The sequence below is a fragment of the Streptomyces sp. NPDC030893 genome (assembly GCF_055571535.1).
In genome coordinates this window covers 82,549-99,077 of sequence record NZ_JBVIFC010000003.1, presented here as the reverse complement: position 1 = coordinate 99,077, position 16,529 = coordinate 82,549, and the positions used below count along the sequence as shown (strand labels likewise).

The 16,529-nt window shown below is 71.4% G+C and carries 12 protein-coding genes; 2 read left to right on the top strand and 10 right to left on the bottom strand.

The annotated features are described in order from the left end of the window. Positions 1 to 783, bottom strand: coding sequence for a creatininase family protein (locus ACZ434_RS08175; protein ID WP_468453098.1), 783 nt, complete (start codon positions 781 to 783; stop codon positions 1 to 3). 41 nt (positions 784 to 824) lie between these two features. On the opposite strand from ACZ434_RS08175, the gene ribA reads away from it, so the two are divergent. Next, positions 825 to 1,484, top strand: coding sequence for a GTP cyclohydrolase II (gene ribA, locus ACZ434_RS08170; protein ID WP_468453096.1), 660 nt, complete (start codon positions 825 to 827; stop codon positions 1,482 to 1,484). 1 nt (position 1,485) lies between these two features. Here the strand turns inward: ribA and ACZ434_RS08165 are convergent, their stop codons facing one another. Beyond that, the gene (locus tag ACZ434_RS08165; RefSeq protein ID WP_468453094.1) at positions 1,486 to 2,715 is read right to left on the bottom strand and encodes a serine hydrolase domain-containing protein; all 1,230 of its coding nucleotides are present in this window, start codon (positions 2,713 to 2,715) and stop codon (positions 1,486 to 1,488) included. Between the two features lie 47 nt (positions 2,716 to 2,762). Here ACZ434_RS08165 and ACZ434_RS08160 point away from each other — a divergent pair, with 47 nt between their 5' ends. Beyond that, positions 2,763 to 3,209, top strand: a complete 447-nt coding sequence (locus ACZ434_RS08160) for a PPOX class F420-dependent oxidoreductase (protein WP_468453092.1) — start codon at positions 2,763 to 2,765, stop codon at positions 3,207 to 3,209. Positions 3,210 to 3,237: 28 nt separating this feature from the next. Here ACZ434_RS08160 and ACZ434_RS08155 read toward each other — a convergent pair whose 3' ends face one another. The 8 genes from ACZ434_RS08155 to ACZ434_RS08120 form a co-directional block, all read right to left on the bottom strand. Further along, positions 3,238 to 5,631, bottom strand: a complete 2,394-nt coding sequence (locus ACZ434_RS08155) for an ATP-binding cassette domain-containing protein (protein ID WP_468453090.1) — start codon at positions 5,629 to 5,631, stop codon at positions 3,238 to 3,240. A gap of 717 nt (positions 5,632 to 6,348) precedes the next feature. Then, positions 6,349 to 6,933: a histidine phosphatase family protein gene (locus ACZ434_RS08150; RefSeq protein ID WP_468453088.1), complete on the bottom strand. Its 585-nt coding sequence runs from the start codon at positions 6,931 to 6,933 to the stop codon at positions 6,349 to 6,351. Between the two features lie 5 nt (positions 6,934 to 6,938). Next, positions 6,939 to 7,823, bottom strand: coding sequence for a phosphogluconate dehydrogenase (NAD(+)-dependent, decarboxylating) (gnd, locus tag ACZ434_RS08145; protein WP_468453086.1), 885 nt, complete (start codon positions 7,821 to 7,823; stop codon positions 6,939 to 6,941). Positions 7,824 to 7,829: 6 nt separating this feature from the next. Continuing rightward, the gene (gene pgi / locus ACZ434_RS08140; RefSeq protein WP_468453084.1) at positions 7,830 to 9,473 is read right to left on the bottom strand and encodes a glucose-6-phosphate isomerase; all 1,644 of its coding nucleotides are present in this window, start codon (positions 9,471 to 9,473) and stop codon (positions 7,830 to 7,832) included. After that, entirely contained in the window at positions 9,466 to 10,401 is a 936-nt protein-coding gene (opcA, locus tag ACZ434_RS08135; protein ID WP_468453082.1) for a glucose-6-phosphate dehydrogenase assembly protein OpcA, read from the bottom strand. The genes pgi and opcA overlap by 8 nt, the downstream gene beginning before the upstream one ends. Continuing rightward, positions 10,398 to 12,119 (bottom strand): glucose-6-phosphate dehydrogenase, encoded by a 1,722-nt coding sequence (gene zwf, locus ACZ434_RS08130; RefSeq protein WP_468453080.1) that lies wholly within the window; start codon positions 12,117 to 12,119, stop codon positions 10,398 to 10,400. The genes opcA and zwf overlap by 4 nt, the downstream gene beginning before the upstream one ends. A 481-nt stretch (positions 12,120 to 12,600) precedes the next feature. Beyond that, positions 12,601 to 14,013: a glycoside hydrolase family 16 protein gene (locus tag ACZ434_RS08125; protein ID WP_468453078.1), complete on the bottom strand. Its 1,413-nt coding sequence runs from the start codon at positions 14,011 to 14,013 to the stop codon at positions 12,601 to 12,603. Between the two features lie 315 nt (positions 14,014 to 14,328). Then, the gene (locus tag ACZ434_RS08120) at positions 14,329 to 16,440 is read right to left on the bottom strand and encodes an MMPL family transporter (RefSeq protein ID WP_468453076.1); all 2,112 of its coding nucleotides are present in this window, start codon (positions 16,438 to 16,440) and stop codon (positions 14,329 to 14,331) included. Positions 16,441 to 16,529 lie beyond the last annotated feature (89 nt).

Sequence of the window (16,529 nt, the reverse complement as noted above, 5' to 3'; positions counted from 1 at the left end):
TCAGACGCCGGACGGGCTGGGAGGTGTGGTCAGGAGGGAGAAATATGCTGCGAAGGAATCCGTCAGGCTTGCCAGGAGTTCCTTGCCCTTTTCCGCCGAGGCCAGGGAAGGGCGGCCGATGACGCCGGAATCCGTGTAAGCGGGCATGCCGAGGGTCAGGAGATGGCGTCGGTCGTCCGCCACGTGATCGGAAGTCTCATAACCGGTGCGGAGCAATTCGGGATGAGTGTGCAGAAGGATGGAGGTCTCGATTTCTCCCGCGTGCATGTCGGTGAGCAACGAGGTGACGACACCGGCCCGTTCGCGTGCGGCCTCCCAGTCCTCCGGGGCCGGGAACAGCGCCATCCGTTCACCGCGGGCGGAGGCCTCCTGAACGGCGTTGCCCAGTACGTAGTTTCCGCCGTGGCCGTTGACCAGGACCAGCGTGTCCACGCCCGAGCGGCGCAGCGAGTCGGCGATGTCCCTGATCACCGCGTGCAGGGTCACCGAGGAGAGGGAGACGGTCCCCGGCCAGGCCGCGTGCTCGTGCGAGCAGGAGATCGTCACCGGAGGGAGGAGGTGCACCGGATGGGCCCCGGCGATCTCCCGCGCGATCGCGCAGGCGACCAGCGTGTCGGTCGCCAGCGGCAGATACGGACCGTGCTGCTCGAAACTCCCGACCGGAAGTACCGCGATCTGCTGTGAGACGCCGGCTCCCCGCGTCCGTACATCCTCAGTAGTATCCGCCGGCAACAGACCGTGCACCGGGCCGTATGCCGCCGACCGCTTGTGTGAACCACCCATATCGTCACGGCCTTTCGTCTCTGCTTAGGAACTCGAGAATCATGACAGAAAAAGTAGGCGTCATCGGCAAGAAGCCTCAGCGGCGGACCGGCGTGGAACGCGTCGTGAATGCGCCGCTGCCCACCGTGTACGGGAAGTTCCAGGCGGTCGGCTATCTCGACCACGACCGCGGCGACGAACAAGTCGCCCTGGTGTACGGCGACCTCGGCCGCGACCGTGTCCTCACCCGGCTGCACTCGGAATGCCTGACCGGTGACGCCTTCGGCTCCCAGCACTGCGAGTGCGGCGACCAGCTCGCGGCGGCGCTGCGCGCGGTCGTCGCCGAAGGGGCGGGCGTGGTCGTCTACTTGAGGGGCCACGAGGGCCGCGGCATCGGGCTGCTCGCCAAGCTGCGCGCGATGGCGCTGCAGGCGGAGGGGCTGGACACCGTCGAGGCGAACCTCGCGCTCGGTCTGCCGGTGGACGCCCGGGACTACGCCGTCGCCGCCGGGATGCTCCAGGACCTCGGCGTGCGGTCGGTGCGGCTGATGTCCAACAACCCGCGCAAGCGGGAGGCGCTGGTACGGCACGGCGTCCAGGTCGCCGAGACGGTGCCGCTGCTGATACCGCCGTGCGAGAGCAACATCACCTACCTGCGCACCAAGCGGGAGCGCCTCGACCACCACCTGCCCCATCTGGACGCGGTCGCCCACCTGTCCTGAGTCAGCCGGTCACCGCCGCGTGCACCAGCCGCTTGAGGTCCCGGAAGACGGTGTGGGAGGACCGGGGCCGCACCTGCGTGCAGAACTGCACGGTCAGGTCGCGGCCCGGGTCGACCCAGAAGGTGGTGGTCGCCACCCCGCTCCAGCCGTAGCTGCCCGGGCTCGACGGGGCCTGGGTGCGGGACGGGTCGACGACCACCGAGACGCCGAGACCGAATCCGACGCCCTCGTTGCCGGGTTCGTCGTGGGCGGGGCGGCTGCCGAAGGCGCGCAGGTCGGCGTCGCCGGGGAGGTGGTTGCGGGTCATCAGGTCCACGGTGTGCGGAGCGAGCAGGCGACTGCCGTCGAGTTCGCCGCGCCGGCGCAGCAGTTCCATGAAACGGTGCAGGTCGTGGGCGGAGGCCACCAGGCCGCCGCTGCCCGACAGGAAACGCGGACGGCCCCGCAGGGGCAGGCCCGGGATCGGCTCGATGCCACCGTCGTCCGACTCCCCGTACAGCTCCGCGAGGCGCCGCGCTTGCTCGTCGGTGACCTGGAAACCGGCGTCCCTCATGCCGAGCGGACGGAAGACGCGCTCGGCGAGGAACTCGCCCAGCGGACGGCCCGACACGACCTCGATGATCCGCCCCAGCACGTTCGAGGCGACCGAGTAGTTCCACTGGGTCCCCGGATCGAACTGCAGTGGCAGGCTCGCGTACACGTCGGTCGTCCCGGCGAGGTCCGCCCCGGGAGCCACCGACGACTCCAGCCCGGCCTCCCGGTACAGCGCGTCGACGGGATGGGCGTGGTAGAAGGCGAACGTCAGCCCGGCGGTGTGGGTCATCAGATGCCGTACGAGGAGGGGGCCGGAAGCCGGACGGGTGCGCACCCGGTCACCGGAGCCGCTCACGTACACCCGGGGTTCCGCGAAGGCGGGAAGGTGACGGGCGACCGGGTCGTCCAGCGACAGCAGCCCCTCCTCCATCAGCATCAGCGCGCCCACCGAGGTCACCGGCTTCGTCATGGAGTAGATCCGCCACAGCGTGTCGCTCTCCACCGGCAGCCCGGCCGCGACGTCCCGCGCCCCGTACGTCGTGAGGTGCGCGACGCGTCCGTCCCGGGCGACGGCGACGAGGAACCCCGGCAGCTTCCCCTCGTCGACCAGGCGGGCGAAGTGCCCGTCCAGACGCCCCAGCGCCCCCGCGTCCAGCCCGGCCTCCCCGGGGGTGGTCTCCCGGCGCAGTACGTCCATCGCTCTCCTCGGGGAACGCCGGCCCGGTGCGGACCGTTGATCGAGTCATGACTCAGGACGCCGAACAGAACGCACTGCTCGCCCTGCTCTCCGAGGGGAACGGAGGAGTGCTCGTCACACTGAAACGCGACGGGCGGCCCCAGCTGTCGAACGTCACGCACGCTTACTACCCCGATGAGCGCGTCATCCGCGTGTCGCTCACGGACGATCGCGCCAAGACCCGCAATCTGCGCCGGGACCCCCGGGCCTCCTACCACGTCACCACCCCGGACCGGTGGGCCTACACGGTGGCCGAGGGGGCCGCAGAGCTGTCACCCGTCGCCGCGGACCCGTACGACGAGACCGTGGAGGAGCTCATCCGGCTGTACCGCGACGTCAACGGCGAGCACCCCGACTGGGAGGACTACCGCGCGGCGATGGTCCGCGACCGGCGGCTGGTGCTGCGGCTGAGGGTGGAACGGGCGTACGGCATCCCGCGCCGCGCCGGGGCGTAACGCCCCGGGCGCGTGCGCGGGCGCCGCCTCAGGCGCCGACGTACTGCGCGAGGTGCTCGCCGGTGAGGGTGGAGCGCGCGGCGACCAGGTCGGCGGGGGTGCCCTCGAAGACGACACGGCCGCCGTCGTGGCCGGCGCCGGGACCGAGGTCGATGATCCAGTCGGCGTGCGCCATGACCGCCTGGTGGTGTTCGATCACGATGACCGTCTTGCCGGAGTCGACCAGCCGGTCCAGCAGGCCGAGCAGCTGCTCGACGTCGGCGAGGTGCAGGCCGGTGGTCGGCTCGTCGAGGACGTAGACACCGCCCTTGTCGCCCATGTGCGTGGCCAGCTTGAGCCGCTGCCGCTCGCCGCCGGACAGGGTGGTGAGCGGCTGGCCCAGGGTGAGATAGCCGAGACCGACGTCCGCCATCCGCTCGACGATCTTGTGGGCGGCCGGAAGCCGCGCCTCGCCGCCGCGGAAGAACTCCTCGGCGTCGGTCACCGACATCGCGAGCACCTCGCTGATGTCGCGGCCGCCGAAGCGGTACTCCAGTACCGACGCGTCGAACCGCTTGCCCCCGCAGTCCTCGCAGGTGGTGGAGACACCGGCCATCATGCCGAGGTCGGTGTAGATGACGCCGGCGCCGTTGCAGGTGGGGCAGGCGCCCTCGGAGTTGGCGCTGAACAGGGCCGGCTTCACCCCGTTGGCCTTGGCGAACGCCTTGCGGATCGGGTCGAGCAGTCCGGTGTACGTGGCCGGGTTGCTGCGCCGGGAGCCGCGGATCGGGGTCTGGTCGACCGCGATCACCCCTTCCTCGGCGGGGATCGACCCGTGCACCAGCGAGCTCTTGCCGGAGCCCGCCACACCGGTGACGACGGTGAGCACGCCGAGCGGGATGTCGACGTCGACCTCCCGCAGGTTGTTCGCCTTCGCGCCCCGGATCGCGAGCGTGCCGGTGGGCTCGCGGACCGACTCCTTGACGGAGGCCCGGTCGTCGAGGTGGCGGCCGGTGACCGTGTCGCTCGCCCGGAGCCCCTCGACGGTGCCCTCGAAGCAGACGGTGCCGCCCGCCGTGCCGGCGCCGGGACCGAGGTCGACGACGTGGTCGGCGATGGCGATCGCCTCCGGCTTGTGCTCCACCACCAGCACCGTGTTGCCCTTGTCGCGCAGGCGCAGCAGCAGGTTGTTCATCCGCTGGATGTCGTGCGGGTGCAGGCCGATCGTGGGCTCGTCGAAGACGTAGGTGACGTCGGTGAGCGAGGAGCCGAGGTGGCGGATCATCTTCACGCGCTGGGCCTCACCGCCCGACAGGGTGCCCGAGGCACGGTCCAGTGACAGATAGCCGAGACCGATCTCCACGAACGAGTCGAGGGTGTGCTGGAGCGCGGTGAGCAGCGGCCCCACCGACGGTTCGTCGAGGCCGCGCACCCACTCGGCGAGGTCCCTGATCTCCATCGAGCAGGCGTCGGCGATGCTGATCTTCTTGATCTTCGACGACCGCGCGCCCGCGGTGAGCCGGGTGCCGTCGCACTCGGGGCAGGTGGCGAAGGTGACCGCCCGGTCCACGAAGGCCCGGATGTGCGGCTGCATCGCCTCCCGGTCCTTGTTGAGCATCGACTTCTGGAGCTTGGGGATCAGCCCCTCGTAGGTGAGGTTGATGCCGTTGATCTTCACCTTGGTCGGCTCGCGGTACAGGAAGTCGTGCCGCTCCTTCTTGGTGTACTCGCGGATCGGCTTGTCCGGGTCCAGGAAGCCCGACTCGGCGATCACCCGCACGACCCAGCCGCCGCCGGTGTAGGTGGGGATGGTGAAGGGGTCCTCGGAGAGCGACTTGGAGTCGTCGAAGAGCTGGGCGAGATCGATGTCGGAGACCGTGCCACGGCCCTCGCAGTGGGTGCACATGCCGCCGGTGCGGTTGAAGGACACCTTCTCCGTCTTGGTCTTCTCGGCACCGCGGTCGACCGTGAAGCCGCCGCTCGCCTGGATCGAGGCGACGTTGAAGGAGAACGCGCCGGGCGGGCCGAAGTACGGCTTGCCGAGCCGGCTGAAGAGGATCCGCAGCATCGCGTTGGCGTCGGTGGCCGTGCCGACCGTGGAGCGGGGGTCGGAGCCCATCCGCTGCTGGTCGACGGTGATCGCGGTGGTCAGGCCCTCGAGCACGTCGACCTCGGGGCGCGCCAGGGTCGGCATGAAGCCCTGCAGGAACGCGCTGTACGTCTCGTTGATCATCCGCTGCGACTCGGCGGCGATCGTGTCGAAGACGAGTGAGCTCTTGCCCGAGCCGGAGACGCCGGTGAACACGGTCAGCCGGCGCTTGGGAAGTTCGACGCTGACGTCCTTGAGGTTGTTCTCGCGCGCGCCGTGCACGCGGATCAGGTCGTGGCTGTCGGCGGCGTGCGGATCGGCCGGCTGCCGGTCCGTCCTCGTGGCCTTGCTCATCGTTCTCCATCCGTCGGGCGGGGCCGCCGTCGCGGTCACCGCCGGCGCGTTCCCCGGCTTGGTCCGGCCGGGTTCGGACAGGGCGTCCGGTCGTCGGTGGGTGGCGCGAGCACGGCCGTGTACGGCTGTGGCTCGCCGGGTCGTCGGGTCGCCGGCTCGCCGTGCGTCCGAGCGGCGGACCCGGCTGGGCCTCGCGCCAAGGCTAGGCTAGGTGGGGGATGGCCCGGGGCGCTTCTTCATTCCTGACGGGGTGGGCTCCGCGGTGTGGCGGGAGCGGGACCGTTGGCGCCGTGGGGGTGGGTGGGGCTTCTTCGCCCCCGCCGCCCCTTCCCGTCCCGTCCCCGGGGGCTTCGCCCCCGGACCCCCTTGCCCCCCGCCCGGCGGAGACGCACATCGGCACGGCCCCGTGCCCCTTTGCCGCCCGCGTGGCGGAGGCGGGTGTCGACATGGACCCGTGCCGCTTCAGGTCACGCCGCCGCCCTTTCCGTCCTGTCCTCGGGGCTTCCCCCCGGGCGGGTTTGCCGCCCGCGTGGTGGAGGCGTGTATCGGCATGGCTCCGTGTCGCTTCAGGTCACTCCGCCCGTCCCGCTCTTGGGGGCTTCGGCCCCGGGCCTCTTTGCGACCGGGTGGCGGAGGCGTATGTCGGTACAGCCCGCGCCCACTCCGGTGCCGCCCGGCCGCGCGTCCCGTGCCGGGGGCCCGGGTCTCGGGCCCGTGTCAGCGGCGGGTGTTCCACTCCGTGATGACCGGGGTGCCGTGTTCGAGGGAGAGGCGGCAGAGGGTGCCTGTTTCCAGGCGGAAGAGGCGGCCGCCGGCCGGGGGGAGGTTCAGGCGGCGGGCCGTGAGGACGCGCAGCAGGTGGCCGTGGCCCACCAGCATCACGTCCCCCTCGTCCAGTGGCCCGGCCAACCCGGCGAGCACCCGGTCCGCGCGCTCGCCCACCTGCTCCGGTGATTCGCCGGGGAACTCGCGGCCGGGCGGCACCCCGTCCGTCCACAGGGACCAGCCCGGCCGGGTGCGGTGGATGTCGGCCGTGGTGATCCCCTCGTAGCCTCCGTAGTCCCACTCCCGCAGATCGGGTTCCGGCTCGGCGCTCGTCAGGCCGGCGAGCGCCGCGGTGCGCCGGGCGCGGACCAGGGGACTGGTGAGGACCAGTGCGAAGGCCCGGCCCGCCAGCAGCGGGGCGAGGGACTTTGCCTGGGCCTCGCCCCTCGGCGTCAGCGGCAGGTCGGTGAGGCCGGTGTGCCGGCCGTCCCTGCTCCACTCCGTCTCGCCGTGCCGCGCCAGCAGCAGATCGCCCACGCCCGTCAGGCCTTCCTCGGCGACTCGACGGCGTGACCGCCGAACTGCTTGCGCAGCGCCGCGATCATCTTCATCTGCGGCGAGTCCTCCTGCCGGGAGGAGTACCGCGCGAACAGCGACGCCGTGATGGCCGGCAGCGGGACGGCGTTGTCGATGGCCGCCTCCACCGTCCAGCGGCCCTCGCCCGAGTCCTCCGCGTAGCCCCGCAGCCGCTCCAGGTGCTCGTCCTCGTCGAGGGCGTGCACCGCGAGGTCCAGCAGCCAGGAGCGGATGACGGTGCCCTCCTGCCAGGAGCGGAACACCTCCCGGACGTCGGTCACCGAGTCGGCCTTCTCCAGCAGCTCCCAGCCCTCGGCGTAGGCCTGCATCATGGCGTACTCGATGCCGTTGTGGACCATCTTCGCGAAGTGACCCGCGCCGACCTTGCCCGCGTGGACATAGCCGTACGGGCCGTCCGGCTTGAGCGCGTCGAAGATCGGCTTCAGCCGCTCCACGTGCTCCTCGTCGCCGCCGACCATCAGGGCGTACCCGTTCTTCAGGCCCCAGACGCCGCCCGAGACGCCCGCGTCGACGAAGCCGATGCCCCGGGCGCCCAGTTCCCTGGCGTGCTTCTCGTCGTCCGTCCAGCGGGAGTTGCCGCCGTCGACGACGGTGTCGCCGGGTTTGAGCAGGCTCCCCAGCTGGTCGATGACCTGCTGGGTGACGGCGCCCGCCGGGACCATCACCCACACCGCGCGCGGACCGTCGAGCCGGTCGACGAGGTCGGACAGGTGGGCGACGTCGGAGAGTTCGGGATTGGTGTCGTAGCCGATGACGGTGTGGCCGGCGTTGCGGATGCGCTCGCGCATGTTGCCGCCCATTTTGCCGAGACCAACGAGACCGATCTGCATGTCAGTTCACTTCCTGCGTTCGCGGTAGGCGGCCACCAGCGCGGCCGTGGACGGATCGAGGCCGGGGACGTCGGCTCCTGTGGTGAGGGCGGGCTCGACCCGCTTGGCGAGGACCTTGCCGAGTTCGACGCCCCACTGGTCGAAGGAGTCGATGTCCCAGATCGCGCCCTGCACGAACACCTTGTGCTCGTACAGGGCGATGAGCTGGCCGAGCACCGACGGGGTCAGTTCGGTGGCCAGGATCGTGGTGGTGGGACGGTTGCCCCTGAAGGTGCGGTGCGGCACCTGCTCCTCGGGCACGCCGTCCGCCCGTACCTCCTCGGCGGTCCTGCCGAAGGCCAGCGCCTGTCCCTGCGCGAACAGGTTGGCCATCAGCAGGTCGTGCTGCGCCTTGAGTTCGTCGCTCAGCTCGGCGACCGGGCGGACGAAGCCGATCAGGTCGGCCGGGACCAGCTTCGTCCCCTGGTGGATCAACTGGTAGTAGGCATGCTGCCCGTTGGTGCCCGGGGTGCCCCACACCACCGGTCCGGTCTGCCAGGTGACGGGGCGGCCCCGGCGGTCGGTCGACTTGCCGTTGGACTCCATGTCGAGCTGCTGGAGGTAGGCGGTGAACTTCGACAGGTAGTGCGAGTACGGCAGCACCGCGTGCGACTCGGCATCGAGGAAGTTGTTGTACCAGATCCCCAACAGCCCCATGATCAGCGGAGCGTTGGCCTCGGCCGGCGCGTTGAGGAAGTGCTCGTCGACGATGCGGAACCCGTCGAGCATCTCCCGGAAGCGGTCCGGGCCGATGGCGATCATTAGGGACAGCCCGATCGCCGAGTCGTAGGAGTAGCGTCCGCCGACCCAGTCCCAGAACTCGAACATGTTCGCCGTGTCGATGCCGAACTCCGCGACCTTCTCCGCGTTCGTCGACACGGCGACGAAGTGCCTGGCGACGGCGGCCTCGTCCTTCAGGGCGCCGAGCAGCCAGGTCCGGGCCGAGCGGGCGTTGGTGATGGTCTCGACGGTGGTGAAGGTCTTGGACGCGACGATGAACAGCGTCTCGGCCGGGTCCAGGTCCCGGGTCGCCTCGTGCAGGTCGGCGCCGTCGATGTTGGACACGAACCGGAAGGCGAGGTCGCGGTCCGTGTACGCGCGCAGCGCCTCGTAGGCCATGGCGGGGCCGAGGTCGGAGCCGCCGATGCCGATGTTGACGACGGTGCGGATGCGCCTGCCGGTGTGACCGGTCCACTCACCGGAGCGGACCCGGCCGGCGAAGTCGGCCATCCGGTCGAGCACGTCGTGCACGGCGGGGACGACGTTCTCCCCGTCGACCTCGATCACGGCGTCCCGCGGGGCACGGAGCGCGGTGTGCAGCACGGCGCGGTCCTCGGTGACGTTGATCCGCTCACCGCGGAACATGGCGTCCCGCAGTCCGGACACATCGGCGGCCACGGCCAGTTCCTGCAGCAGGGCCAGGGCCTCGTCGTCGACCAGGTGCTTGGAGTAGTCGATGCGCAGGTCTCCCACCCGTACGACGTACCGTTCCGCGCGGGACGGGTCCTCGGCGAACAGCGCGCGCAGGTCCGGCTGCGGCAGGGCGTCCGCGCGGTGGTCGGCCAGGGCGGCCCACTCGGGGCGCCGGGTCGGCTCGGGGACGTCAGACATGAGCGGGCGCCTCCTCGGTGGCCTCGCCGCGCAGGGCGACGGCGTACATCTCGTCCGCGTCGAGGCGCCTGAGCTCCTCGGCGATGAGTTCGGAGGTGGGACGGACCTTCAGGGCCAGCCGGCGCGCGGGCTGCCCGGGCAGGGTCAGGGTGGCCAGCGGTCCCTCGGGACGGTCGATGACGACCTCCCCGTCCTCGGTGCGCAGCCGGACCGCTGTGACGACCGGCCCCGCGGTCACCACCCGGTCGACGGTGACCCGCAGCCGTGCCTCCAGCCAGCGCGCCAGCAGCTCGGCGGCCGGATTGTCGGCCTCGGCCTCCACGGCCGCCGACGTCACGGTCGCCTGCGCCTGGTCCAGGGCGGCCGCCAGCATGGACCGCCACAGCGTCAGCCTGGTCCAGGCGAGGTCGGTGTCACCGGGCGCGTAGGTGCGCCGCCGGGTCCGGAGCACCTCCATGGGGTTCCCGGCGGCGTACAGGTCGGTGATCCTGCGCTGGCCCAGCGCGCCCAGCGGGTCCCGCGCGGGGTTCTCGGGCGCGTCGGCCGGCCACCACACCACCACCGGCGCGTCCGGCAGCAGCAGCGGCAGCACCACCGAGTCGGCGTGGTCGGACACCTCGCCGTAGGTCCGCAGCACCACCGTCTCCCCGGTGCCGGCCTCGGAGCCGACCCGTACCTCGGCGTCCAGCCGCGGCCGGGTGCGCTCACGCGGGTTGCGGGCGTGCCGTTTGATGACGACCAGGGTGCGCGCGGGATGCTCGTGCGAGGCCTCCTCCGCCGCCTTGATCGCGTCGTAGGCGTTCTCCTCGTCCGTGACGATCACCATCGTCAGGACCATGCCCACGGCGGGTGTGCCGATGGCGCGGCGGCCCTGCACCAGCGCCTTGTTGACCTTGCTTGCCGTGGTGTCGGTCAGGTCGATCTTCATGGCCTGCGCCAGCTCCGTCCGTCTCGTGCGAGCATCTCGTCGGCCTCCGCGGGTCCCCAGCTGCCCGATGTGTACTGCGCCGGCCTGCCGTGCGACGCCCAGTACTCCTCGACCGGGTCGAGGATCTTCCAGGACTCCTCCACCTCCTGGTGGCGGGGGAAGAGGTTGGCGTCCCCCAGCAGGACGTCCAGGATGAGCCGCTCGTACGCCTCCGGGCTGGACTCCGTGAACGACTCGCCGTACGCGAAGTCCATGGTCACGTCCCGCAGCTCCATCGAGGTCCCCGGCACCTTGGAGCCGAACCGGACGGTCATGCCCTCGTCCGGCTGGACCCGGATCACGATGGCGTTCTGCCCCAGTTCCTCGGTGGCGGTGGAGTCGAAGGGGGAGTGCGGCGCCCGCTGGAACACCACCGCGATCTCGGTCACCCGGCGGCCGAGCCGCTTGCCGGTGCGCAGGTAGAAGGGCACGCCGGCCCAGCGGCGGTTGTTCACACCCAGTTTGATCGCGGCGTAGGTGTCGGTGGTGGAGCCCTGGTCGATGCCCTCCTCCTCCAGGTAGCCGCGCACCTTCGCACCGCCCTGCCAGGCACCCGCGTACTGTCCGCGCACCGTGTGCAGGCCGAGGTCGTCCGGGAGCCGCACGGCCCGGAACACCTTCAGCTTCTCCGTCAGCAGCGAGGCCGCGTCGAAGGAGGCCGGCTCCTCCATGGCCGTGAGCGCCATCAGCTGGAGCAGATGGTTCTGGATGACGTCCCGGGCGGCGCCGATACCGTCGTAGTAGCCCGCACGGCCGCCGATGCCGATGTCCTCGGCCATGGTGATCTGCACATGATCGACGAAGGACCGGTTCCAGATCGGTTCGAACATCTGGTTGGCGAAACGCAGCGCCAGGATGTTCTGGACGGTCTCCTTGCCCAGGTAGTGGTCGATCCGGAAGACCTGCTCCGGGTCGAACACCTCGTGCACGATGCCGTTCAGCTCCTCCGCGGACCTCAGGTCGTGGCCGAACGGCTTCTCGATCACCGCGCGCCGCCAGGAACCCTCGGGCGCGTCGGCCAGCCCGTGCTCCTTCAGCTGCTGCACCACCTTCGGGAAGAACCGGGGCGGTACGGAGAGGTAGAAGGCGTAGTTGCCGCTGGTGCCCCGGGAGGCGTCCAGCTCGTCGACCGCCTTGCGCAGCTGTTCGAACGCCTGGTCGTCGTCGAAGTCGCCGGGCACGAACCGCATGCCCTCGGAGAGCTGCTGCCACACCTCCTCGCGGAACGGGGTCCGCGCGTGCTCCTTGACCGCGTTGTGCACCACCTCGGCGAAGTCCTGGTTCTCCCAGTCCCGGCGGGCGAACCCGACCAGCGAGAAGCCCGGGGGCAGCAGACCCCGGTTGGCGAGGTCGTACACGGCCGGCATCAGTTTCCTGCGGGACAGGTCGCCGGTCACCCCGAAGATGACCAGACCGGACGGGCCCGCGATCCGGGGCAGCCGCCGGTCCCGCGGGTCGCGCAGCGGATTCGGCCAGCCGGCCGGGGGAGCGGGGAGGGCCGTGAGGACCTCCCCCGGGTCCTGGGCCCCGTCCTGGGCCCCGTCCTGTGTCCCGTCCTCTGCCCCGTCCCGCGCGGGCTGCGCCCCGGCCGCTGCCGCCGCGGTCGCCGGGTCCTCCACCGCCGTTCCGGTCGTGCCGCCGGGGACGTCGGTTCCCGGCTCGGTCGTCCCGTCGGTCATTGCGCGTCAACTCCCTCGCCGTACGAGACCCCGGTCCGCCCCACGGCGGCCGGGCCTGCTCTCCACCTACAGGGTGTCCCGGTCCACGGGGTCCCTCACCCCGTAGGGGGACCCTCCGTGGAGAGGGCCGGCGGGACCCGGAGTGCTCCGGGCTCGCGGTCGCTTCACTCACGGTGATCGCCTTCTTCCTCGCGGTGACGTCAACCGCGCGCGACGGCGGGTGATTCCCCGGCGGCGACGCGCGACGCGGGCCCGCACGGACCGCGGCGGAACGGCTCGCGGACCGGTACGCCCCGACGGGTGAGCGTTGGTCCGTTCGGGGCCGGCCCGGGTCGCGCCCGGGGCGCCGTCCGGAGAGGCGGGCCCCTGGAAGTGTGACTTTTGCGGGTGGGGTGCTCACGTCGGACAGGCACGCGAAAGAGGGCTCCACAGGCGCGTGGAGCCCTCATTTGCGGCCCGGGGGCCGGTGTGGGGGGTGGAATCAGTGGCCGAAGGTGAACCAGTTGACGTTCACGAAGTCCGACGGCTGACCGCTGGTGAAGGTCAGGTAGACGTCGTGCGTGCCCGTCACGTTGCCGATGTTCGCCGGGATCGTCCGCCACGACTGCCAGCCGCCCGTGTTGCCCACCGCGAAGCTGCCGATGGGCGCGTTGCTCCGGCTGTCCAGGCGCACCTCGACCAGCCCGCTGATGCCCGCACCCGCACCGCTCGCCACCCGAGCGGAGAACTGCCGGGCCGGGTTCGAGCCGAACCGCACGCCCTTGAACTGCAGCCAGTCCCCGTTGGCCAGCGCGCCCACGTTCTGGCCGCCGCCGGAGTCCGAGGTCGACTCCCTCATCGTGCCGGACTGGCCGTCGTAGGACTCGGCCTGGATGGTGCCGTAGGCATCACGGCTGCCGGGCTCACCGGGACCGCCCGGGTCGCCGCCGCCCCCGGAGGTCAGCACCTGCACGTAGTCGACGAGCATCGGGTGGCCGGGCTGGGTGCCCGCGTCCGGCCCGCCGCCGAAGGCGTCGGGGAAGCCGCCGCCCATCGCCACGTTGAGGATGATGAAGTAGCCGTGGTTCGTGGCGTTCGCCCAGGTCGTCGCGTCGACCTGGTTCTCGCGCACGGTGTGGAAGTTGTTCCCGTCGAGGGAGAAGCGGATCTCCTCCACGCTCGTCGAGCGGTCCCACTCCATCCGGTAGGTGTGGAAGCCCGCCTGACAGGTCGTGCCCTGGCAGGTGGTCGAACCGCCGATGCCGCTGTGCTCGTTGCACGGGCCGCCCGGTGCGGTGCCGCAGTGCATCGTGGCGAACACCGTGTTGTTGCCCTGGGTGTTCTCCATGATGTCCAGCTCACCGACGGCCGGCCAGTTCCAGTAGTTGCCCCGGTAGGGGGCGCCCAGCATCCAGAACGCGGGCCAGTAGCCCTTGGCGGCGGGGCCCGTCACGTTCGGCGACTGGATACGGCCCTCGACGCGCAGCTTGCCGCCGGCCGGGGGCTGGAAGTCGGTGCGGTTGGTCTCGATGCGGCCCGACGTCCAGTTGCCGGACGCGTCACGCCGCGGGGTGATGCGCAGGTTGCCGTTGCCGTCGAGGGAGACGTTCTCCCTGCTGGACGTCATCGTCTCGATCTCGCCGGTGCCCCAGTTGGCGGGGCCGCCCGGGTAACCCGTGCCGGTGGAGTACCGCCAATGGGCGGTGTTGACACCGCTGCCCGCGGGACCGTCGAAGTCGTCGGCGAAGACCTGGGTCCAGCCCGACGGCGGAGGCGGTACGGAGGCGCTCGCGGACGGACCCGAGACGGTCGCCGCGCCCGCCGCGAGAGCGAGCGTGCCGACGACGGCGACCAGAGCCCGCCGTATCGGACGGGGTCTGCGGAGCGTGCGGGGTATGCCGGAGGTGACACTCATGTGGGGATGCCCTCTCGGTACGGATGGTCTGTGCGGGGGGTGCGTTCGAGAGCCTGGAACACCGCGTGAGAGCGCTCTCAGAGTGACGCCAATGTGCTCTGCGGCCCCTGCGCCGTCAAGAGGTGTAGCCGAGAAAGTCCTTGCGGGCGGGGAGAGTTCAGGTCCCGAATGACGCGAAAGGGGGTGCAAGGGGTGCCGTGAACGCCGGAGGGGCACGACGCCGGGATGCCCCGGGCGTCGTGCCCATCGCTCCGTCCGAGGGGCGCGTCGTGGTCCTCTCGGAGTTCCCCGCGCCCCGAAGGCCGCGGCAGCTCCTCACACCCCCGTCGGCACCCGCGGCCGGGGCTCCTCCTCCTCGGGCTCCTCCCGCAGGCCGAAGCGGTCGTGTGCCCGGCGCAGGGGCGCCGGCGCCCACCAGGCGCGACGCCCGAGGACGGCCATGGTGGCCGGCACCAGCAGCATCCGTACGACCGTCGCGTCGATGAGGACGGCCAGGGTGAGACCGAGGCCGATCTGCAGAATGGGCGAGAACCCGCCCGTCATGAAGGCGGCGAAGACCACCGCCAGCAGCAGCGCCGCGCAGGTGACCACCCGTCCGGAGCGGCGCAGCCCGGTGATCACGGCCTCCCGGTCGTCGCCGGAGCGCTGCCGGGCCTCGCGCATCCGGGCCAGGATGAACAGCTCGTAGTCCATGGCGAGCCCGAACGCGATCGCGACGATCAGCGGCGGCGCGGTGAGGCTGAGCGCGCCCAGCCCCTCGGCGCCGAGCAGCCCCGCGAGGTGGCCGTCCTGGAACACCCACACCACCACCCCCAGCGCGGCGCCCAGACTGAGCAGGGTCGTGGCGATGGTGCGCAGCGGCAGCAGCACCGACCCGGTGAACGCGAACAGCAGCAGGAGGATGCCGGCCAGGACGGTCAGGGCCGCCCACGGCGCCCGTTCCGCGAACATCTCGCGGAAGTCCACCAGCCGGGCCGCGGTGCCCGTGACCTCGACCGGCTCGTCGCCGCGCACCTCCCGTACCCGCTCGACCAGCTCGGTCGCCGCCGTGCCGTCGCTCTCGCCGGGCGGCAGGATTTCGATCACCGAGGCGCCGTCCGGCAGTTGACGCGTCTCGGCACGCGGCGACAGCTCCCGGATCCGGTCAACGGTCGCGGCGTCCGCGCCGGGCCCGACCACGACGGTGACCGGCGAGACGCCCGTGCCCGGCGGGAAGTGACCGGTGACGGTGTCGTGCAGCTGCCGCGCCTCGGTGTCCGCGGGCAGCTGCCGCGCGTCCCCTACGGCGATGCTCATCCCGGACACGGGCAGCGCCAGAACCAGCAACGCAGGGACGACCACGGCCAGTACGGCGACCTTGCGCCGGGCCGCGAACCGGGCGACACGGGCGAAGAACCGGCCCTCCACGCCGCTCTTCGGCGTCTTCGCCGGCGGGATCCGCCCGCCGAACCGCGCCAGCAGCGCGGGCAGCAGGGTGAGCGCCGCCAGCATGTCGATGACCACCACGGCGGCGACCGCGAGGCCCATGCTGCGCAGGAACACGCTCGGGAACACCAGCAGCCCGGTCAGGCTGACGGCCACCGTGAGCCCGGAGAACAGCACCGTCCGCCCGGCCGCGGCGACCGTACGGTGCACCGCCTCGACGACGTCCTCGGTGCGCCGGCGCTCCTCACGGAAGCGCACCAGCATCAACAGGGCGTAATCCACCGCGAGTCCGAGCCCCAGCATGGTCGTCACCTGGATCGCGTACACCGAGATGTCGGTGACCCCGCTGAACGCGAACAGCGCCAGGAACGCCCCGGCGATGCCGCTGACCGCGACGATCAGCGGCAGCAGCGCCGACCGCAGCCCGCCGAACACCACGAGCAGCAGCGCCAGTACCACCGGCAGCGAGATCAACTCGGCGTTCTTCACGTCCTCCTGGGCCCGCTCTCCCATCTGCAGTCCCAGCAGGGGGCCACCGCTCACATGGACGTCGGGTGCGTCGATCTGCCGGATCAGGCCGGCGGCGGCGTCGAGGGTGCGCTCCTCGGCGTCGTCGTCCAGTCCGCCCTCCAGCGTGACCCGGACGATCAGCGCCTGCCCGTCCTCCGCCGTCAGCCCGGGCGTGGTGTACGGGTCGGGCACGGCGGCGACCCCGGCGACCTTGCGCACGTCGGCCACGGTCCGCTCGACATCGGCGCGCAGCTCCGGGTCCGAGACGGCGGTGCCGGCGACCACACCGGTGATCGACTCGCCCGCCGGGTCCGCCCGGTCCAGGTACCGGGCGGCCGACTCGGACTCGGTTCCGGGCACTTCGGGCACGTTGTCGGAGAGCCGGGCGAAGACTCCCGTCCCCAGCCCGAAGCCCAGCAGCAGAAAGAGCCCCCACAGGAGCATCACGGTCGTGGGGCGGCGTGTGGCCGCCCGGACGAGTGAGGAAAGCACGGTCCCTCCCGGCGAGTGATGGTGCGTCAACACGCCTCAGACTCGTGCCGGGAGGTGGGTCACCGGATCGCCGGGGGGAGGGGTTCGCG